The organism is Allochromatium tepidum, assembly GCF_018409545.1.
GTDB classification, from domain to species: Bacteria; Pseudomonadota; Gammaproteobacteria; order Chromatiales; family Chromatiaceae; genus Thermochromatium; species Thermochromatium tepidum_A.
In genome coordinates this window covers 346,090-364,856 of the sequence record NZ_AP024563.1, presented here as the reverse complement: position 1 = coordinate 364,856, position 18,767 = coordinate 346,090, and the positions used below count along the sequence as shown (strand labels likewise).

At 65.0% G+C, this 18,767-nt stretch carries 19 protein-coding genes; 13 read left to right on the top strand and 6 right to left on the bottom strand.

Features of this window, described 5'->3' with window-relative positions:
- Positions 1 to 73: 73 nt before the first annotated feature.
- Positions 74 to 1,282: a type II secretion system F family protein gene (locus Atep_RS01770; protein ID WP_213379893.1), complete on the bottom strand. Its 1,209-nt coding sequence runs from the start codon at positions 1,280 to 1,282 to the stop codon at positions 74 to 76.
- Between the two features lie 88 nt (positions 1,283 to 1,370).
- Entirely contained in the window at positions 1,371 to 1,700 is a 330-nt protein-coding gene (locus tag Atep_RS01765) for a (2Fe-2S) ferredoxin domain-containing protein (RefSeq protein ID WP_213379891.1), read from the bottom strand.
- Between the two features lie 179 nt (positions 1,701 to 1,879).
- On the opposite strand from Atep_RS01765, the gene Atep_RS01760 reads away from it, so the two are divergent.
- Both Atep_RS01760 and coq7 read left to right on the top strand, forming a co-directional pair.
- Positions 1,880 to 3,139, top strand: a complete 1,260-nt coding sequence (locus Atep_RS01760; RefSeq protein ID WP_213379890.1) for a (Fe-S)-binding protein — start codon at positions 1,880 to 1,882, stop codon at positions 3,137 to 3,139.
- Positions 3,136 to 3,795 carry a 2-polyprenyl-3-methyl-6-methoxy-1,4-benzoquinone monooxygenase gene (gene coq7, locus Atep_RS01755; protein WP_213379889.1) on the top strand — a complete coding sequence of 220 codons (660 nt, stop codon included), beginning with the start codon at positions 3,136 to 3,138 and terminating at the stop codon, positions 3,793 to 3,795. Before Atep_RS01760 ends, coq7 begins: the two co-directional genes overlap by 4 nt.
- A 9-nt stretch (positions 3,796 to 3,804) precedes the next feature.
- Here the strand turns inward: coq7 and Atep_RS01750 are convergent, their stop codons facing one another.
- Complete coding sequence (locus Atep_RS01750; RefSeq protein WP_213379887.1) at positions 3,805 to 4,224, bottom strand: OsmC family protein; 420 nt, start codon at positions 4,222 to 4,224, stop codon at positions 3,805 to 3,807.
- Between the two features lie 149 nt (positions 4,225 to 4,373).
- Between Atep_RS01750 and crp the strand changes: the two genes are divergently transcribed.
- On the top strand, positions 4,374 to 5,030 hold the full coding sequence (crp, locus tag Atep_RS01745) for a cAMP-activated global transcriptional regulator CRP (protein ID WP_213379886.1): 657 nt from the start codon (positions 4,374 to 4,376) through the stop codon (positions 5,028 to 5,030).
- Here the strand turns inward: crp and trpC are convergent.
- From trpC to Atep_RS01730, 3 genes are read right to left on the bottom strand one after another with little or no spacing between them, the layout of a single operon-like run.
- Positions 5,027 to 5,824, bottom strand: a complete 798-nt coding sequence (trpC, locus tag Atep_RS01740) for an indole-3-glycerol phosphate synthase TrpC (protein ID WP_213379884.1) — start codon at positions 5,822 to 5,824, stop codon at positions 5,027 to 5,029. The two genes, crp and trpC, sit on opposite strands and share 4 nt — an antisense overlap.
- An 11-nt stretch (positions 5,825 to 5,835) precedes the next feature.
- On the bottom strand, positions 5,836 to 6,873 hold the full coding sequence (trpD, locus tag Atep_RS01735) for an anthranilate phosphoribosyltransferase (RefSeq protein WP_213379883.1): 1,038 nt from the start codon (positions 6,871 to 6,873) through the stop codon (positions 5,836 to 5,838).
- Position 6,874: 1 nt separating this feature from the next.
- A complete protein-coding gene (locus Atep_RS01730) occupies positions 6,875 to 7,456 on the bottom strand; it encodes an anthranilate synthase component II (protein WP_213379882.1) in 582 nt (193 codons plus the stop codon).
- Positions 7,457 to 7,685: 229 nt separating this feature from the next.
- On the opposite strand from Atep_RS01730, the gene Atep_RS01725 reads away from it, so the two are divergent.
- The 10 genes from Atep_RS01725 (at position 7,686) to coaE (ending at position 18,707) form a co-directional block, all read left to right on the top strand.
- On the top strand, positions 7,686 to 9,551 hold the full coding sequence (locus tag Atep_RS01725) for a putative nucleotidyltransferase substrate binding domain-containing protein (protein WP_213379880.1): 1,866 nt from the start codon (positions 7,686 to 7,688) through the stop codon (positions 9,549 to 9,551).
- A gap of 27 nt (positions 9,552 to 9,578) precedes the next feature.
- Positions 9,579 to 9,941, top strand: coding sequence for a nucleotidyltransferase domain-containing protein (locus Atep_RS01720; RefSeq protein ID WP_213379878.1), 363 nt, complete (start codon positions 9,579 to 9,581; stop codon positions 9,939 to 9,941).
- The gene (locus tag Atep_RS01715) at positions 9,938 to 10,348 is read left to right on the top strand and encodes a HEPN domain-containing protein (protein ID WP_236786349.1); all 411 of its coding nucleotides are present in this window, start codon (positions 9,938 to 9,940) and stop codon (positions 10,346 to 10,348) included. Before Atep_RS01720 ends, Atep_RS01715 begins: the two co-directional genes overlap by 4 nt.
- A complete protein-coding gene (locus Atep_RS01710) occupies positions 10,336 to 11,013 on the top strand; it encodes an exonuclease domain-containing protein (RefSeq protein ID WP_213379877.1) in 678 nt (225 codons plus the stop codon). Before Atep_RS01715 ends, Atep_RS01710 begins: the two co-directional genes overlap by 13 nt.
- A gap of 160 nt (positions 11,014 to 11,173) precedes the next feature.
- The gene (gene acs, locus Atep_RS01705; RefSeq protein ID WP_213379875.1) at positions 11,174 to 13,120 is read left to right on the top strand and encodes an acetate--CoA ligase; all 1,947 of its coding nucleotides are present in this window, start codon (positions 11,174 to 11,176) and stop codon (positions 13,118 to 13,120) included.
- Positions 13,121 to 13,333: 213 nt separating this feature from the next.
- Positions 13,334 to 14,167 (top strand): LabA-like NYN domain-containing protein, encoded by an 834-nt coding sequence (locus tag Atep_RS01700; RefSeq protein WP_213379873.1) that lies wholly within the window; start codon positions 13,334 to 13,336, stop codon positions 14,165 to 14,167.
- Between the two features lie 27 nt (positions 14,168 to 14,194).
- On the top strand, positions 14,195 to 15,910 hold the full coding sequence (gene pilB, locus Atep_RS01695) for a type IV-A pilus assembly ATPase PilB (RefSeq protein ID WP_236786347.1): 1,716 nt from the start codon (positions 14,195 to 14,197) through the stop codon (positions 15,908 to 15,910).
- A 23-nt stretch (positions 15,911 to 15,933) separates the two neighbouring features.
- Entirely contained in the window at positions 15,934 to 17,181 is a 1,248-nt protein-coding gene (locus tag Atep_RS01690) for a type II secretion system F family protein (protein ID WP_213379872.1), read from the top strand.
- A 27-nt stretch (positions 17,182 to 17,208) separates the two neighbouring features.
- On the top strand, positions 17,209 to 18,099 hold the full coding sequence (locus Atep_RS01685; protein WP_213379870.1) for a prepilin peptidase: 891 nt from the start codon (positions 17,209 to 17,211) through the stop codon (positions 18,097 to 18,099).
- Entirely contained in the window at positions 18,096 to 18,707 is a 612-nt protein-coding gene (gene coaE, locus Atep_RS01680; protein WP_213379869.1) for a dephospho-CoA kinase, read from the top strand. The genes Atep_RS01685 and coaE overlap by 4 nt, the downstream gene beginning before the upstream one ends.
- Positions 18,708 to 18,767: the final 60 nt, after the last annotated feature.

The following is an 18,767-nucleotide window of genomic DNA, read 5'->3' as shown; positions in this document are numbered from 1 at the left end:
CTGACCTCTTGAGAGTTGGATCCTTGGAATCGATGGCGCATTCTAAACCCGGCTCGACGGACATGACACGGCTTCAGAAGACGAGTTCATTGGCGCCGAGGATGGCCATGAGGATCGACAGGATGATTCCGGCCACGATGACGCCGAGCCCGATGATCAGGATCGGCTCCAGCAGCGTCAGCATCCGCTGCACGCTCACCCGCGTCTCGCGGTCGTAGAGACTGGCGACCTTGGCCAGCATGGCGTCGAGACTGCCGGACTCCTCACCGACGCGGATCATTTGAAGCGCCAGATCGGGCAGGGCCTGGAGCCGGGCCAGCGGGCCGGCGAGGCCGCGCCCGTGCTTGAGATCCTCGCCCGCCTCCTCGATCAGACCGAAGAGCTTCCGGTTGGATACCACTTCCTTGGCGAGGTTCAGGGCGCTGAGCAGCGGCAGGCCGTTCTTCAGCAGGGTCGAGAGCGTGTGACAGAGCCGCGCGGTCTCCATCTTCCAGATCAGATCGCCGAACAGCGGCAGTGTCAGCACCCGGCGATCGAACCGCGCCCTGGCCTCGGGATTCTGGAGCCGGCGCTCGATGACGACGGCCGCCGGCGCGATCACGCACAGCATGGCCCACCAGTAGTTGCGGAACAGATCCCCGGCGGCGACCACGATCTGGGTCGGCAGTGGCAACGCCTCGCCCATGTCCTCGAACAGCACCGTGAACTGAGGCACCACGAACACCAGCAGCAGGATCACCGAGAGCGCCGAGACGAACAGCAGGATCGAGGGATAGACCAGGGCCGAGGTCACGGTCTGGCGCAGCTCGGCCAGGCGTTCCAGATAGTCGGCCAGCCGGTCGAGCACCTGTTCCAGCGCCCCGCTCGCCTCACCGGCCCGCACCATGTTGATGTAGAGACGCGGAAACTGACGGTCCTGGGCCTCCAGAGCGCTGGAGAAGGTCGCGCCGCCGCGCACCCGCTCCTGGAGATCCGAGAGCACCCGCACCAGATGCTCCTCGGAGGTCAGGTCGACGAGGATTTGCAGCGAGCGGTCCAGGGTCATGCCGGCTTCGAGCAGGGTCGCCAGCTCGCGGGTGAGGATGCCGATCTCCTTCCGGCTCAGACGCCGGCGGCGGCGCTGACCGAGCTTGGCCGTCAGGCTCTTTGTGGTGCGTGCCTCGATCGGGATCAGGCCCGTGCTCTGGAGATGGCGGATGACCGCCGACTCGTCGGCGGCCTCCATCTCGCCCTCGACCGACTCGCCGTCGAGCTTCACCGCTTTGTAGAAAAATTTGGGCATACTTCCGGTCGCACCCGAAAATCGGCCGGTCGGCATCATCCCCTGACGGGAGTGCGCGAACTCGGCATGGATACAGGAGGCGGCGAATTCAGGCGGCGGTTCCCGAATCGGGCAGCCGTAGACGCTCGACCACGCGCCCGCCCTTCAGATGCTCGCTCAGGATCTCTTCCAGATCCCGCTCGTCGGCATAGGTGTACCAGACGGCGTCGGGATAGACGACGATGGTGGGGCCGTCGACACAGCGCCCCAGACAGCCGGCGGTGTTGACGCGCACGCCGCTCGGACCCGACAGCCCCTCCTCCTTGGCGCGGCGCTTGAGATAGTCGCGCATGTTCGAGGCGTTGGATTGGGCACAGCATTGGCGACCGTCCTCGCGCCTGTTGGTGCAGAAGAAGATGTGATGACTGTAGCGCGCCATGTTCGAACTCGGGTCGTCGTGGTCGGTGGATCGGGAGAGCGGTTCGGTCGGGATAACGGTTTATAGAGTACCATGACGTCCCGAACACCGCTCCTTACATGACACCGAGCCGCGCCCGCGCGCTGATCGGGCGTTCCAGTCGAACGTCGTCCATCACACTTCACTGCCAAGAATCCGCCTTGAATACTCCGGTCAACCTGTCGGCCGCCCGGTCGGCGCCCCGTCTCTCGAATCAGGATCTGCTCGGACTCGCCGATCAGTGCGTCAAATGCGGACTCTGTCTGCCGCACTGCCCGACCTATGCCAAGACGCGCCACGAGGCCGATTCGCCGCGCGGGCGCATCGCGCTGGTCCAGGGCTGGCTGACCGATCGACTGGAGATGACGCCCAGACTGGCCGCGCATCTCGACGGCTGCCTGCTCTGTCGCGCCTGTGAGTCGGCCTGTCCGTCGCTGGTCGCCTATGGACGTCTGCTCGACGGCGCGCGGGCGCAGCGCGTGGCCGCGACCCCGGTCCGGCGGCGATTCCGGATCGGTCGCCGTCTCGGCGCCCTGTCGAATGCTCGGGTCATGGACACGCTGTCGCGACTGGCATCAGTCTATGTCGGAACCGGACTGGCGCGGCTCGTCGAGGCCGCCCGGCTGATCCGTTTCCGCTCGATCGCGACCCATCATCGTCTTCTCGGAGCGCTGGCCGTCACGGCACGCCCGGTTGCGGCGCACCAGATCGACGACGCCGACCTGGATCTCTTCGTCGGCTGCTCGGGCGCGAGCGCGCAAGGCGGGGCGATCGCGGCCACTCGCACCCTCTGCGAACGGCTCGGACTCCGGGTCCGGATCGCGTCGGACGCGGTCTGCTGCGGCGCCATGCAGCGTCACAATGGCTTCCCGGAGGCCGCCGATCGTGCTCGCGAACAGTGCGCGCACGTCCACGGCGGTCGTCCTCTGGTCGGCGTCTCCAGCGCCTGTATCGCCGAACTGCGCGAGCATCCGGCGCTCACCCGGGCGCAGGAGGTCTGCGATTACCTCGACCGCCGGAACTGGCCCGAGACGCTCGTCCCGGCGCCGCTCAGACGGCGTGTGCTGGTGCACGAACCCTGCTCGCACCGACGCCTGCTCGGGGGCAACGCCGCCGTCCATCGGCTGCTGGCACGGATTCCGGATCTGGAGGTCGCCCCAATGCCTGAAAACGACCGCTGCTGCGGCGCCGCCGGAACCTATCTGCTCGATCAGCCGGAGATGGCCGCCGCGCTGCTCGAAGACAAGTTGCACCACATCCGGGACTTGAAGCCGGATATCATCGTGACCACCAATCCGGGATGCGCGCTGCATCTGCTCGCCGGGGTGCGTGAGTCCGGTCTCGATATCGAGGTCCGGCATCCGGTCGAGCTGATCGTGCGTCAGCTCCTCCACCTGATTTGCGAGTCTTCGAATCGATGATGAACACTCAGCACGACAGCCGCCGCTATACCCCGATCGACCAGCTGCTCATCGGCGCCGATCAAGCATTACGCACGGTGTTCGGACGCCCGCGCATCACCGAGCGCAAGAACCCGGCCGCCGATCTGATGGACGCCGATCTGCGCGAGGACCAGCGCCGCCATGTGGCGCGCCTGATGCGCATCAACCACACCGGCGAGGTCTGCGCCCAGGCGCTCTATCAGGGCCAGGCGCTCACCGCCAAGCTGCCCGAGACCCGTCAGCGTCTGGAGCGCTCGGCCAAGGAGGAGAACGACCATCTGGCCTGGTGCGAGGAGCGGCTGGAAGAACTCGGCGACCGCAAGAGCCTGCTGAATCCGCTCTGGTATGCCGGTTCCTTCGCGCTGGGTGCACTGGCGGGGCTGGCGGGCGACAAATGGAGCCTGGGCTTCGTGGTCGAGACCGAACGGCAGGTCGAGGATCATCTCGACGACCATCTGACCCAGATCCCGGCCCAGGATGAGAAGAGCCGGGCGATCCTGGAACGGATGAAGGCCGACGAGATCCATCATGCCCAGGTCGCCAAGTCGGCGGGCGGGGCCGATCTGCCCGCGCCCATCCGTCAGGCGATGAAGCTGACTTCGCGTGTGATGACGCGCACGGCCTACTGGGTGTGAGGACGCCGCTCAGGGCGCCTCGCGGATCTCGAAATCATGGGTGACGGCCGCCGTGGCGCCGAGCATGATCGAGGCCGAACAGTATTTCTCGGCGCTCAGCCGGATCGCCTGCTCGACGCGCTTGGGGTCGAGTCCGCGTCCGGTGACGATGAAGTGGACATGGATGCGGGTGAAGACCTTGGGATCCTGCTCGGCGCGCTCGGCCTCCAGCTCCACCACGCAGTCGGTGACGTGCTGACGCCCCTTGCGCAGGATCAGGAGCACGTCGAACTGGGTGCAGCCGCCCAGGCCGAGCAGCAGCATCTCCATCGGACGCACGCCGACATTGCGTCCGCCCAGCTCGGGCGGACCGTCCATCACCACGCCATGCCCGGAGCCGGACTCGCCCAGCATCGCCACCCCATCGATCCACTTCACCCGTGCCTTCATCACTCGCTCCTAATTAGCGTTGGTTGTGATCGGATTCGTCTCGACCGCCCGCTTCGGCGGCGGGGCAGGCTAGCATAAGTTCGACAAGACTACCCGGCCTGCCTAGAATCCGGCTCAGTTCCGCCCACCCAAGCTGCACAGGTCGCGCGATGAATATTCAGAGAGCACCCAAGGAGGAACCCCGGTGGCTGAAGCCCTTTCTGGCACACTGCCATACCAAGAGCTATGACAAGAACGTCGATTTCATCCGCCAGGGGCAGACGGCCGAAAGCCTCTTCTATCTGATCGAAGGCTCGGTGTCCGCGCTCATGTTCGACGAGGAGGAGCGCCGTGAGCTGATGCTGGCCTATATCAACAAGGGCGAGTTCATCGGCGAGATGGGGCTGTTCATCCCCCAAAACGCGCGCAGCGTCATCGTGCGCACCCGCACCAGATGCAAGGTGGCTGAGATCAGCTATCAGCGACTCGACCGGCTGCTCGAAGAGGATCTGGCCGACGTGGCCAAGGAGCTGCTCTACAGCCTCGGCGCACAGTTGGCCATGCGCCTGCAGACGACCAGCCGCAAGGTCGGACATCTGGCCTTTCTCGACGTCACCGGGCGCATCGCCGGCACCCTGCTCGATCTCTGCAAGCAGCCGGATGCCATGACGCACCCGGACGGGATGCAGATCCGGGTGACGCGCCAGGAACTCGGACGCATCGTCGGCTGCTCGCGCGAGATGGCCGGACGGGTGATGAAAAACCTGGAGGAACAGGGTCTGGTGAGCGTCAAGGGCAAGACCATCGTGGTCTATGGCGCACGCTAGAAGAACAGCCGCGCCAGCTCGACACCCGGATCGGGCGCACGCATGAATGCCTCGCCGACCAGGAAGGCATGGACACCATGCCCACGCATCCGCGCCACGTCCTCACCAGTCAGAATGCCGCTCTCGGTGACGAGCAGCCGATCTTCCGGAATCGACTCCAGCAAGCCGAGCGTCGTCTCCAGCGTTACCTCGAAGGTGCGCAGATTGCGGTTGTTGATACCGATCAGCCGTCCGGGAACCGCCAGCGCCCGCTCCAGCTCTTCGGCGTCATGCACCTCGACCAGCACGTCCAACCCAAGTTCATGCGCCAGCGCGTTCAATTCGCCCATTTGCACATCGGACAGACAGGCCGCGATCAGCAGAACGGCATCGGCACCGATCAGACGCGCCTCGCGCACCTGATAGGGGTCGACGATGAAATCCTTGCGGATGACCGGCAGCGAACAGGCCGCACGCGCGTCCTGAAGATAGGCGTCCGCGCCCTGGAAGAAATCCACATCGGTCAGCACCGAGAGACAGGCCGCACCGCCGCGTTCATAGCTCGCGGCGATCTCGGCCGGCTGGAAGTCGGCGCGTAGCACACCCTTGCTGGGACTGGCCTTCTTGACCTCGGCGATCACCGCCGGCTCGCCGGCCGCGACCCGTGTCTGAAGCGCGTCGGCGAAACCACGCACCGGCCCGACATCGGCCAAAGCCGCGTTCAGTTCGGCATCCGACCGGCGCGTGCGTCGCTCGCTGATCTCCTCGATCTTGCGCTGGACGATCTTCTTCAGGATATCCGGGGTATCGCTCATGGGCCTTTGCGTCATCTCTGAGAGGGTCGATCGAAGCTCTTGGTCAGGGCGACCAGACGTTCCAAACGCCGCTGCGCCTCCCCGCTGTCGATCACCTGAGCGGCCACCGTCACGCCCTCGGCGAGCGAGTCGGCACGTCCGGCGGCATAGATCGCCGCACCCGCGTTGAGCCGCACGATGTCGCGCGCCGGTCCGGCTTCACCGGCGAGCACACTGAGCAGCAGCGCCAGACTCTCGGCCGGCCCGGACACGCGGATCGCGTCCAGCGGTGCGCGCTGGAGCCCGAAATCCTCGGGCCGCAGGCTGTAGACATGGATCTCACCGTCGCGCAGTTCGGCGACATCCGTGCTGTCGGCGATGCTGATCTCGTCGAGTCCGTCGCGGGCATGGACCACCAGCACGTGCCGACTGCCCAGCCGTTGCAGCACCAGGGCGAGCGGTTCGAGCAATTCGGCACTGAAGACACCGAGCACCTGATTGGGCACCCGCGCCGGATTGGTCAGCGGCCCCAGGACGTTGAAAATCGTGCGCACGCCCAGCTCGCGCCGGGGAACGACGGCGTGCTTCATGGCGCTGTGATGACCGGGCGCGAACATGAAGCCGACCCCGACCTCGCGCACACAGCGGGCGACCCGGTCCGGCGTGAGATCGAGCCTGATCCCGGCCGCCTCCAGCACATCGGCCGCGCCGGACTTGCTGGAGACCGAGCGGTTGCCGTGCTTGGCGACATGACAGCCGGCGGCGGCGGCGACGAACATGCTGGTGGTCGAGACATTGAACGTCCCCGAACAGTCGCCGCCGGTGCCGACGATGTCGACCGTGTGATCCAGCCCGGCGAGCTCGACCCCGGCGGCCAGCTCGCGCATCACGGCGGCGGCGGCGGCGATCTCGGGCACGCTCTCGCCCTTCATGCGCAACGCGACCAGAAAACCGGCGATCTGGGCCGGAGTGGCCCCACCGGTCATGATGGTGCGCATCACCGCGCCCATCTCGTCGCTACTGAGATCACGCCGCTCGATACAGCGCGTGATGGCGTCCTTGAGTTCCATGTCAGCGGTCCTCCAGGAAGTTCTGGAGCAGGCGATGGCCCTGCTCGGTGAGGATGGATTCGGGATGGAATTGGACGCCCTGGATCGGCAGCGTGCGATGGCGCACCCCCATGATGCACTCGCGCGAGCCGTCCGGGTTCCGGGTCCAGGCCGTGACCTCCAGACAGTCCGGCAGGGTCTCGGGCGCGATCACCAGCGAGTGATAGCGCGTGGCCTCGAAGGGGTTGGGCAGTCCGCTGAAGACGCCCTGATCCGCGTGATACACCGGCGAGGTCTTACCGTGCATGACCTCGGGCGCCTTGACGATGCGCCCGCCGAAGGCCTGACCGATCGACTGATGCCCCAGACAGACGCCGAGGATCGGCACCGTGCCGGCCAGACGCTCGATCAGGGCCACCGAGATCCCGGCCTCGTGCGGCGTGCAGGGTCCGGGCGAGATCACGACCCGCTCGGGCGCGAGCGCGACCGCGTCCTCGACCGTCAGCTCGTCGTTGCGGACGACCCTCACCTCGGCGCCCAGCTCGCCGAAATACTGCACCAGGTTGTAGGTGAAGGAATCGTAGTTGTCGATCATCAGCAGCATAGACAGGGCATCCGGGGATTCTTGGGGCGACGGCGCATTCTCGCCGAAACGCCCCGCGAACGAAACCGGCGTGATACGCCGTTCGCCCGAACGCCCGCGATTCATGGTTCAATAGCGGCCCGACCCGAGCGATCGGATTCGCCGGATGCCGGCGTGCGGTACTCGACCGCTCCGGCTCAGGCGTCCCGCTTCCGACCCGAGTTCCATTCCGCAAGCGTGAGAGCAACCGATGGATGTCGAACTGATCGAGATCCAGGAATTCCTGGCCAGCCATCCGCCGTTCGATCAACTGCCCGAGGAGACGCTGGCCCGTCTTCCTCGCCGTCTGTCGGTGCGCTATTTCCGTCGCGGCACGCCCTTTCCGCCCGAGGCGACCGACTCGCCCTGTCTCTACATCCTGCGCCGCGGTGCGGTGGAGTTGCGCAATCCGCGCGGCGAGCTGGTCGGCAAGCTGGCCGAGGGCGATCTGTGCGAACAGCACTGTCGGACGGCGGAGGACGAGCCGCGTTTTCAGGGCAACACCGCCGAGGACACTCTGGTCTACGCGCTGCCCTGTGCGGACCTGAGCGAACTGCGCGCGGCACATCCCGCTTTCGCCGAACACTTCGAGCAGTCGACCTCGCGCCGACTGCGCAAGGCGCTCGACGTGGTGACGGATTCACCGTCCAGCGGCACCGGACTCATGACGGTGCGGGTGCGCGACATGGTCCAGCGTGCGCCCATCTCGACCGGTCCGGAGACCAGTATCCGCGACGCTGCACGCATCATGTCCGAGCACCATGTCTCCTCGCTCCTGATCATGGACGGCGAGCATCTGGCCGGCATGATCACCGACCGCGATCTGCGCAACCGCTGTGTCGCCGCCGGACTGGCGACCGACCAGCCGGTGCGCGCGATCATGACCGAGAAGCTGACCACGGTCGACATGGACACCCTGGGCTTCCAGGCGCTCATCACCATGACCCGGCTCAACATCCACCATCTGCCGGTGGTGGAGAGCGGGCGCGTTGTGGGGCTGATCTCCTCGACCGACTTCACCCGCTTCCAGAGCGCCAATTCGATCTATCTGGTCGGCGACATCCATCGCGCCGACTCGATCGAGACCCTGGCCCAGATCGGGGGCAAGATCGCCGAATTGCAGGTCCATCTGATCCTGGGCGGGGCCACGGCGACCCAGGTCGGACAGGCGATCAGCGCCATCACGGATGCCATCACCTTGCGTCTGATCGAGCTGGCCGAGGCCGATCTCGGCGCACCGCCCGTGCCCTACGCCTGGCTGCTGGGCGGCTCGCAGGCGCGGCGCGAACAGTCGGCGCACTCGGATCAGGACAACGCGCTCCTGATCTCCGATGAGGCCAAACCCGAGGACGATGCCTATTTCGCCGCTTTGGCACGCTTCGTCAACGATGGGCTCAATGCCTGTGGTTTCGTCTACTGTCCCGGCGAGGTCATGGCGAGCAATCCGAAGTGGCGCCAGACGCTGCGCATCTGGAACAAGTATTTCTCCAACTGGATCCTCAAGCCCGAGCCCATGGCGCTGATGCTGTCGAACGTCTTCTTCGACATGCGCTCGCTGCGCGATCCCAACGGGCTGTGCGAGGAACTGCACGAGCGCATCATCGAGAAGTCGCGCGCCAACCGCATCTTCATCGCCTACATGGCCGCCAACGCGCTCAAGAACCGTCCGCCGCTCGGCTTCTTCCGCAACATCGTGCTGATCCAGGGCGGCGATCACGACCATACGTTCGACATCAAGCATCGCGGTCTCATCCCCATCATCGATCTGGCGCGCGTCTATGCGCTCTCGGCCGGGATCATGGAGAACAACACCAACGAGCGGCTCCAGACCGCCGCCGAGCGCGGGGCGCTCAGTCGCGACGGCGCGGCCAATCTGATCGACGCGCTCGAACTCATCGCCACCCTGCGCATGCGCCATCAGGCCCAGCAACTGCGCAACGGCGAGAAGCCCGACAACTTTCTCGCGCCCGATGCGCTCTCGCCGCTGGAGCGTGGGCATCTGAAGGAGGCCTTCGTCTTGATCAACACCATGCAGGAGTCGCTCGGCCAGCGTTATCAGACCGGGCGCTTCGCCTGAGCAGATACCATACAGGTCAGGTTCTCGATGGATGATATTGGCCTTCGGCACCGAGCCGAACCCGATGCGACGACACTGCCGGCACTCCGGTCGTTCCTGCGCCGGCTTGAGGGGCATTATTCGATCAGCCGCGCCTATCTGTTCGGCAGTCGTGCCCGTGGGGATTTCAAGCCGGACAGCGACGCCGACCTCGCCATTCTGTTGCGCGGCCAACCGGGCGATTTTCTTACCACCAAGCTCGCACTAGCCGATGTCGCCTACGACGTCCTGCTCGAAACCGGCCTCCGCATCCAACCGCTGCCGATCTGGGAGGAGGAATGGGCGCACCCTGAGTCCTATTCCAATCCCGGATTGCTGATGAACATCCGTCGAGAGGGCCGTTCACTGTGAAAGCCGCTGACTTGATGGTAAAAGCCGCGCGTGCCGTCGAATCGGCGCGGCTGCTCCTTGATACCGGAGACTTCGACGGAGCCTGTAATCGCGCCTACTACGCCATGTTCGATGCGGCGCGTGCGGCCCTGCTCGCCGCGAATATCCCATCGGCCGGCGACATTCCTCGATCCCACAGTGGTTTGATCTCGGCGTTCAGCCTGCACCTCGTCAAGCCTGGACGGATTCCGATTACGCTCGGACGCGCGCTCAATCGCGCCGAAGAGATCCGTCTCGTCGCCGATTACAAGGGGGAGTCCGTCGATCGTGAACATGCGACCTGGGCCGTTACTCAGGCCGCTGAATTCGTCGCGGCCATGCGGCATGCATTTCCCGATCTGGAAGCGAGTGCTCCATGCCGATCCTGAGCGACTGGGGCCGACGCTGGCGTCACCGGCGCACCCCGCACGGCCCGCTGCGTGACTATCTGGCCCAGCCCCTGCCGAGTCCGCGCGCCGACTACCGTGAGGTCGACTATCTGGCCATCGACCTGGAGACGACCGGACTCGACCAGCGCCAGGATCTGATCCTGAGCGTCGGCTATGTCGTGCTCCACGGACCCGAGATCGATCTGTCGACCGCGCGCCATCATCTGGTGCGCATCGACCGCTCCATCCCCGAGGCCAGCGCTGTGATCCACCAGATCACCGACGACCAGGCCGCCGGCGGACGCGAGCTGGAAGACGTCCTCGGCGAAACCCTCGCCGCGCTCGCCGGCCGGGTGATGATCGCGCACCATGCAAGCATCGAGCGGGGCTTTCTGTCCAACGCCTGCAAACGCTGCTGGGGCCGGACACTGCCTCTGCGCATCGTCGACACCCAGACCCTGGCCCATCGCACCCTGGAGCGACGCCAGATCCCGTTCAAGGCCTCGGACCTGCGCCTGCACGCACTCACCAGCCGCTACAATCTGCCGCGCCACGGTGCCCACAATGCCCTGAGCGACGCGCTCTCGGCCGCCGAACTCTTCCTGGCCCAGGCCGCCTATCGCGACGACGGCAAGCGGCTGCGTCTGTCCGAATTTCTGTGCTGATCGAGTGCACAATCGTCGGCTCGGCTAGATCGGCACTCAGTCGACGGTTTACTATTGTCGACGGATTCATTCGAACTGCCGTCGATGTCGCCCGCCCGTGAAGGCGACCGCCCGCCGGCTCAAGTCACACACCACAGAAGAGATCGAGGAGATCTGATCCATGTCGGAAGAAAAACTCTATCCGGTTCCAGCCGGGATCGCCGCCAAGGCCCACATCAACGCCGAGCAGTACGCGGCCATGTACCAGCGCTCGATCGACGACCCGTCCGGCTTCTGGGCCGAACAGGCCGAGCAGTTCGTGACCTGGAGCCGGAAGTGGGACTCGGTCATGGACTACAGCTATCAGGCCGAGGATCTGCACATCCAGTGGTTCCAGGGCGGCAAGCTCAATGTCTCCTACAACTGTCTGGACCGTCATCTGGCCACCCGTGGCGATCAGGTCGCCATCATCTGGGAAGGCGATGATCCGAACGTGGATCGCAAGATCACCTATCGCGAGCTGCACGAAGAAGTCTGCCGTCTGGCCAACGTCCTCAAGTCGCGCGGCGTGCAGAAGGGCGACCGGGTCTGCATCTATCTGCCGATGATCCCCGAGGCGGCGGTGGCCATGCTGGCCTGTACCCGCATCGGCGCGGTGCACTCGATCGTCTTCGGCGGCTTCTCGCCCGACTCGCTGCGCGACCGCGTGCTCGACTCCGAGTGCAAGCTGGTCATCACCTCGGACGAGAGCGTGCGCGGCGGACGTCATGTCCCGCTCAAGAAGAACGCCGACATCGCCATGCGCGAGTGCCCGAACGTCGAGACCATGATCGTGGTCCAGCGCACCGGCGGCAACGTCGACTGGGTCGAGGGCCGCGATGTCTGGTATCACGAGGCCGTCGCCGCCGCCTCCACCGAGTGCGCGCCCGAGGAGATGGACGCCGAGGATCCCTTGTTCATCCTCTACACCTCGGGTTCGACCGGCAAGCCCAAGGGCGCCCTGCACACCACCGGCGGCTATCTGGTCTATGCCGCCATGACCCACAAGTACACCTTCGACTACCAGGAGGGCGAAGTCTACTGGTGCACCGCCGACGTCGGCTGGGTCACGGGTCACACCTACATCGTCTATGGGCCGCTGGCCAACGGCGCCATCTCGGTCATGTTCGAGGGCATCCCGAACTATCCGGACATGTCGCGCTTCTGGGACGTGGTCGACAAGCACAACGTCTCCATCTTCTACACGGCCCCGACCGCCATCCGCTCGCTGATGCGCGCCGGCGAGGAGCCGGTCAAGAAGACCTCGCGCCAGTCGCTGCGCATCCTCGGTTCGGTCGGCGAGCCGATCAACCCCGAGGCCTGGGAGTGGTACTACCGCGTGGTCGGCGAGGAGCGCTGCCCGATCGTCGACACCTGGTGGCAGACCGAGACCGGCGGCCATATGATCACCCCGCTGCCGGGCGCCACCGCGCTCAAGCCCGGCTCGGCCACCCGTCCCTTCTTCGGCGTGGTGCCGGCGCTGGTCGACGCGGCCAACGGCACCCTGATCGAGGGTCCGGGCGAGGGCGCGCTGGTCATCAGCCGGCCCTGGCCGGGTCAGATGCGCACCGTCTATGGTGATCATCAGCGCTACGTCGACACCTACTTCAAGCAGTATCCGGGCTATTACTTCACGGGTGATGGTGCGCGCCGCGACGCCGACGGCTACTATTGGATCACCGGCCGCATCGACGACGTGCTCAACGTCTCGGGCCACCGTCTCGGCACCGCCGAGATCGAATCGGCGCTGGTGCTGCATCCGCATGTCGCCGAAGCGGCGGTGGTCGGCTATCCGCACGACCTCAAGGGTCAGGGCATCTATGCCTATGTCACCCCGATGGCCGGTGTGGAGCCGACCGACGAGCTGAAGAAGGAACTGGTGTCGCTGGTGCGCGGGGAGATCGGTCCGATCGCCATCGTCGACATCATCCAGTGGGCGCCGGGTCTGCCCAAGACCCGCTCGGGCAAGATCATGCGCCGCATCCTGCGCAAGATCGCCGCCAACGAGATCGACTCGCTGGGCGACACCTCCACCCTGGCCGATCCGACCGTGGTCGAGGATCTGATCGAGAACCGCGCCGTCAAGTAAGACACGCGCACGCGGCCCGGTGCGTCCGGGCCGCGCCATTCGTCTCGAAGGGACTGGGTCGCAAGACCAAAAGGGATTCCAGTTGATTGACTTATAAAACGCTTCAAACCGCGTCTCACCCGCCGTCCGTCCGGAGACGAGACAGGAACAGTGGACGGCACTGTTTTTTCAGCATCGGATGCGGTTTGAGCCCTTCATCTCCAGAGGTTCACTTTGTCTTCGAGTTTTCGAGTTGGAGTCTTCGTCGACGCCGAGAACGTGCGTTACAACGGCGGCTATCAGATGCGCTACGACATCCTGCGCCGTTTTGCCGCGCGTGAGGGCGGCGTGTTACAACGTCTCAACACCTACATGGCCTTCGATGCCGAGCGCGCGCGCGAGGATTACGAATACAAGAAGAAGGCCCACGCCTATCAGCAGATGGTGCGCGACTTCGGCTGGAAGATCACCGCCAAGACCGTGCGCCGCTACACCGACGACAACGGCAACGTCACCACCAAGGCCAACGCCGATCTCGACATGGCCGTGGACGCCATGCTCCAGGCCAATCGGCTCGATCAGGTGCTGCTGGTGACGGGCGACGGCGACTTCCTCCAGGTGGTCGAGGCCTTGCAGAATAACGGCTGCCGGGTCGAGCTGATCGGCTTCAAGAACGTCTCGCGTCTGCTCCAGCAGCGGGTCGATGCCTTCTATTCGGGCTTCGTCATCCCGGACCTGCTGCCCGTCCACTATGAGCCGCGCAACGAATGGGGCAAGCCCGGTTCCTGCGTGCGCGGGGTCTGCACCAAGTGGTTCCCCGACAAGGGGTATGGATTTCTGCGATTCATGAACCAGATCTCGAACAATCTCTGGATCACCGACCCGCGCGAACCCGACTCGCCCTATGTCAGCGTCTTCTGTCATGCCAACGAGGTCGCCGATGAGGTGACGGAGGATCTGCTGATGAATCGCGAGACGATCCTGGAGTTCTATGTCAACGAGAGCGAACAGAAGGACAATGGGCTGGTCGCCAACAACGTGAGACTGGCGTTTTCGGTCAACCGCTAGCGGGCATCAACACAACAAGGGCCACCGATGTCGAAGGATCAAGCCGCGCTCAAACCTTCCGGGCTGGCCTGGCGACTGGTCAGGGACCAGCTCATCTCCGAGTCCCAGATGCAGGCGGCCTATCAGGAGGCACGCTCCAAGGGGCGGACCTTCGTGCAGCATCTGGTCGAGGAGAAGATCCTCGACAGTCGCCGCATCGCCATCTTGGCCGCGCAGGAGTTCGGTGTCCCGCTGCTCGATCTGGATGCCTTCGAGGTCTCGGAGCTGCCGCTCAGTCTGGTCGACGAGAAGCTGATCAGCAAGCATCGCGCACTGCCGCTGATGCGCCGCGGCAACCGATTGTTCCTGGCGATCTCGGATCCCACCAACGACCAAGCGCTCGAGGAGATCCGTTTCAACACCGGACTGGCCACGGATCCCGTCCTGGTCGAGGAGAACAAGCTCGGCGCCGCCATCCACAAGGCGATCCAGGCGCAGGAAACCAGCACCATCGTTGAGTTCGCCGATGCCGATCTGGAAAAGCTCGAGGTCGAGGGCGGGGACGAGGACGACACAGCGAATCTAGACGCGACCATCGACGAGGCACCGATCGTGCGCTATGTCAACAAGATCCTGGTCGATGCCATCACCGCCGGCGCCTCGGACATCCATTTCGAGCCGTTCGAGAAGTTCTTCCGTATCCGCTTCCGTCAGGACGGTCTGTTGCGCGAGGTCGCCAGTCCGCCGCTCAACATCGCCAATCGCCTGACCTCGCGTCTGAAGGTCATGTCGCGCATGAACATCGCCGAGCGGCGCGTACCCCAGGACGGACGTATCAAGCTCAAGCTCAGCCGCAACCGCGACATCGATTTTCGCGTCAATACGCTGCCGACCATCTATGGCGAGAAGATCGTCCTGCGTATCCTGGATTCCAGCTCGGCCCAGGTCGGCATCGACGCGCTCGGCTTCGAGCCCGAGCAGCGCGACAACTTTCTCAGGGCGATCAAGAAGCCCTATGGCATGATCCTGGTGACAGGTCCGACCGGCTCGGGCAAGACCGTCTCGCTCTACACGGCGCTCAACATCCTCAACAACCCCGAGATCAACATCTCCACGGTCGAGGATCCGGTCGAGATCCAGGTGCCCGGTATCAATCAGGTCAACCTCAACCCCAAGAGCGGCCTGACCTTCGCCGCCGCGCTGCGTGCCTTCCTGCGCCAGGATCCGGACATCATCATGGTCGGCGAGATCCGCGACCTGGAGACGGCCGAGATCGCGGTCAAGGCCGCCCAGACCGGACACCTGGTGCTCTCGACCCTGCATACCAACGACGCGCCCCAGACCCTGACCCGTCTGGCCAACATGGGTGTGCCGCCGTTCAACATCGCCTCATCCGTACTGCTCATCATGGCGCAGCGTCTGGCACGGCGACTGTGCGTGCACTGCCGCGAAAAGGTGGATCTGCCGCGCACGGCGTTGCTGGAAGAGGGCTTCACCGAACAGGAGATCGACGAGGGGCTGACCATCTATGGTCCCGTCGGGTGCGACAAGTGCAACAAGGGCTATCGCGGGCGTGTCGGTATCTTCCAGGTGATGCCGATCTCGGAGGAGACCTCGCGTCTGATCCTGGAGGGCGGAAACGCCATGCAACTGGCCGCACAGGCCCGACGCGAGGGGATCGCCGATCTGCGCACCTCCGGACTGCGCAAGGTCAAGGCCGGCATCACCAGTCTTGAAGAAGTCAACCGGGTCACGACGGACTGACCCCCCTCACGGAGCGCAGCATCATGGCACTCGCCACAGCAAGCAAGGTCAAACCGAAGCCCAAAACAGAGGAAGCCAAGGTCTTCACCTGGGAGGGCACCGACCGGCGCGGGTCGCGGGTCAAGGGTGAGTCGCGGGCCGCCAACATCAATGCGGTGCGCGCCGATCTGCGCCGCCAGGGCGTCACCCCGACCAAGGTCAGGGCCAAGCCCAAGCCGCTGTTCAGCGGCAAGAAGAAGATCACGGGTCAGGATCTCTCCATCTTCACCCGTCAGCTCGCCACCATGATGTCGGCGGGCGTGCCGCTGGTGCAGGCGTTCGATATCGTCGGGCGCGGACACGAGAACCCGGCGATGCAGGACATCATCCTGTCGATCAAGCAGGACATCGAGAGCGGTACCGCGATGTCGATCGCCATGGCCAAGCATCCGCTCTATTTCGACGATCTGATGTGCAGTCTGGTCGCGGCCGGCGAGCAGGCCGGTGTGCTCGACGTGCTGCTCGACAAGATCGCGACCTACAAGGAAAAGACCGAGTCGATCAAGGGCAAGATCAAGAAGGCGCTCTTCTATCCGGCCGCCGTCATCGTGGTGGCGGTGATCGTCACGGTCGTCATCCTGCTGTTCGTCATCCCGCAGTTCAAGGAGCTGTTCTCCAGCTTCGGCGCGGATCTGCCGGCCTTCACGCTCATGGTCATCGGTCTGTCGGACTTCATCCGTGAATGGTGGTGGGCCGTCCTCATCGGTCTGGGTGCGATGTCCTATACGCTCAGCTATGTCTTCAAGCGCTCGCGCGCCTTTCGCGAGATGGTCGACCGCGCCAGTCTCAAGATCCCGGTCATCGGTGCCATCCTGAACAAGGCCGCCATCGCGCGCTTTGCGCGCACGCTCTCGACCATGTTCGCCGCCGGTGTACCCCTGGTCGAGGCGCTGCAATCGGTCTCGGGCGCGACCGGCAACATCGTCTATCAGGACGCGGTGATGAGGATGCGCGAGAATGTGGCCACGGGTCAGTCGCTGCAGCTGGCCATGCGTCAGCGTGAACTCTTCCCGCACATGGTGGTGCAGATGACCGCCATCGGTGAGGAATCCGGTTCGCTCGACGAGATGCTGGGCAAGGTCGCCGACTTCTACGAGGAACAGGTCGACAACGCGGTCGATGCCTTGAGCAGTCTGCTCGAACCCATGATCATGGTCGTCATCGGCGGTCTGGTTGGGAGTCTGGTGGTGGCCATGTACCTGCCGATCTTCAAGCTGGCCTCCGTCGTCTAGGTCGTTCCGGGAGCCTTGCCGAATACCATGTCCACACCCGCCTGGCTGGAACTGCTCCAGACGAACCCTTGGATCTTGTATACGAGCGCCGTGCTGCTCGGACTCATCCTCGGCAGCTTTCTCAATGTCGTCATCCTGCGTCTGCCGCGCATGATGGAGGCCGGCTGGCGACGCGATTGCGCCGAACTCCTCAGGACGGACGGGACGGCGCCGGAGACCGATGAGCCGCCGCTCAGTCTGTCGAAACCCGCCTCGACCTGTCCGAGCTGCGGGCATCGGATTCGCATCCATGAGAACATCCCGATCCTGAGCTATCTGTGGCTACGCGGGCGCTGCTCGGCCTGCGGCATGCGGATCAGTCTGCGCTATCCGCTGGTGGAGGCACTCACGGCGCTCCTGACCCTGATCGTGGTGGTTCAGTTCGGTCCGACCTGGCAGGCGGCGGCTGCGCTGCTCCTGACCTGGTCATTGATCGCGCTCGCGGTCATCGATCTCGACACCCAGCTCCTGCCCGACAGCCTCACCCTGCCCTTCCTGTGGCTGGGGCTGTTCCTGAGTCTGTTCGGACTCTTCACCGACAGCCAGAGCGCCATCATCGGCGCCGTCGCCGGCTATCTGAGTCTGTGGGTCGTCTTCCAGTTGTTCCGGCTCGCCACCGGCAAGGAGGGCATGGGCTATGGCGACTTCAAGCTGCTGGCCCTGCTCGGCGCCTGGCTCGGCTGGTCGGCGCTGCCGCAGATCATCCTGCTCTCGGCGCTGGTCGGCGCCCTGGTCGGGGTCGGGCTGATCCTGAGCGGCCGGCATGAGTCGGGCAAGCCGCTGCCCTTCGGTCCCTATCTGGCTGTCGCCGGCTGGATCAGTCTGATCTGGGGCGAGGCGATCAACGGCGCCTATCTGCGTCTGAGCGGGCTGGCGTGAGCGGTGTAGGTCTGGTCGTCGCCCTGACCGGCGGCATCGGCAGCGGCAAGACCACGGTGGCCGACCGGCTCGCCGTGCTGGGGGCCGGGGTCATCGACACCGACGAGATCTCGCGGGCGTTGACGGCGCGCGATGGGGCGGCGCTGGAGCCCATCACCGCCGTCTTCGGCCCGGACATCCGGCTCGCCGACGGCACGCTCGATCGAGCGCGGCTGAGAGAACTCGTCTTCAGCGACCCGAGCGCGCGCGCGCGGCTCGAATCCATCCTTCATCCACGCATCGAAGCGATCATGCTCGAGCGCCTCGCTGCGCTCCAGACCGACTATGCCGTGCTGGTGATCCCGCTGCTGTTCGAGACCGGACAGGAGCGACACGCCGATCGCGTGCTGGTGGTCGACGTGCCCGAGTCGATTCAGATCGCACGGGTCATGCGGCGCAGCGGTCTGTCCGAGACCGAGGTCCGTCGCATCATCGCCGGCCAGATCCCGCGCCTGGAGCGCAATGCCCGCGCCGACGATCTCGTCGACAACAGCGGCACGCGCGCGGATCTGGAACCCCGCCTTCGAGAACTGCACAGAATTTACACACGAATGGCCGCCGCCCGCTAGCCCGGCACCGCCGAACGGTCGACATCGGACCCGGCGCGCGCCTTTCGATGCAAAAAACCT

Excerpts from the sequence above, each read along its gene's own strand:
- coq7 (WP_213379889.1), top strand. The coding sequence starts at position 3,136 with ATGATGAACACTCAGCACGACAGCCGCCGCTATACCCCGATCGACCAG.
- Atep_RS01765 (WP_213379891.1), bottom strand. The coding sequence starts at position 1,700 with ATGGCGCGCTACAGTCATCACATCTTCTTCTGCACCAACAGGCGCGAG.
- Atep_RS01730 (WP_213379882.1), bottom strand. The coding sequence starts at position 7,456 with ATGCTGCTGATGATCGACAACTACGATTCCTTCACCTACAACCTGGTG.
- Atep_RS01750 (WP_213379887.1), bottom strand. The coding sequence starts at position 4,224 with ATGAAGGCACGGGTGAAGTGGATCGATGGGGTGGCGATGCTGGGCGAG.
- Atep_RS01690 (WP_213379872.1), top strand. The coding sequence starts at position 15,934 with ATGGCACTCGCCACAGCAAGCAAGGTCAAACCGAAGCCCAAAACAGAG.
- trpC (WP_213379884.1), bottom strand. The coding sequence starts at position 5,824 with ATGAGCGATACCCCGGATATCCTGAAGAAGATCGTCCAGCGCAAGATC.
- Atep_RS01725 (WP_213379880.1), top strand. The coding sequence starts at position 7,686 with ATGGATGTCGAACTGATCGAGATCCAGGAATTCCTGGCCAGCCATCCG.
- crp (WP_213379886.1), top strand. The coding sequence starts at position 4,374 with ATGAATATTCAGAGAGCACCCAAGGAGGAACCCCGGTGGCTGAAGCCC.
- Atep_RS01710 (WP_213379877.1), top strand. The coding sequence starts at position 10,336 with ATGCCGATCCTGAGCGACTGGGGCCGACGCTGGCGTCACCGGCGCACC.
- pilB (WP_236786347.1), top strand. The coding sequence starts at position 14,195 with ATGTCGAAGGATCAAGCCGCGCTCAAACCTTCCGGGCTGGCCTGGCGA.
- Atep_RS01685 (WP_213379870.1), top strand. The coding sequence starts at position 17,209 with ATGTCCACACCCGCCTGGCTGGAACTGCTCCAGACGAACCCTTGGATC.
- acs (WP_213379875.1), top strand. The coding sequence starts at position 11,174 with ATGTCGGAAGAAAAACTCTATCCGGTTCCAGCCGGGATCGCCGCCAAG.
- trpD (WP_213379883.1), bottom strand. The coding sequence starts at position 6,873 with ATGGAACTCAAGGACGCCATCACGCGCTGTATCGAGCGGCGTGATCTC.
- Atep_RS01770 (WP_213379893.1), bottom strand. The coding sequence starts at position 1,282 with ATGCCCAAATTTTTCTACAAAGCGGTGAAGCTCGACGGCGAGTCGGTC.
- Atep_RS01720 (WP_213379878.1), top strand. The coding sequence starts at position 9,579 with ATGGATGATATTGGCCTTCGGCACCGAGCCGAACCCGATGCGACGACA.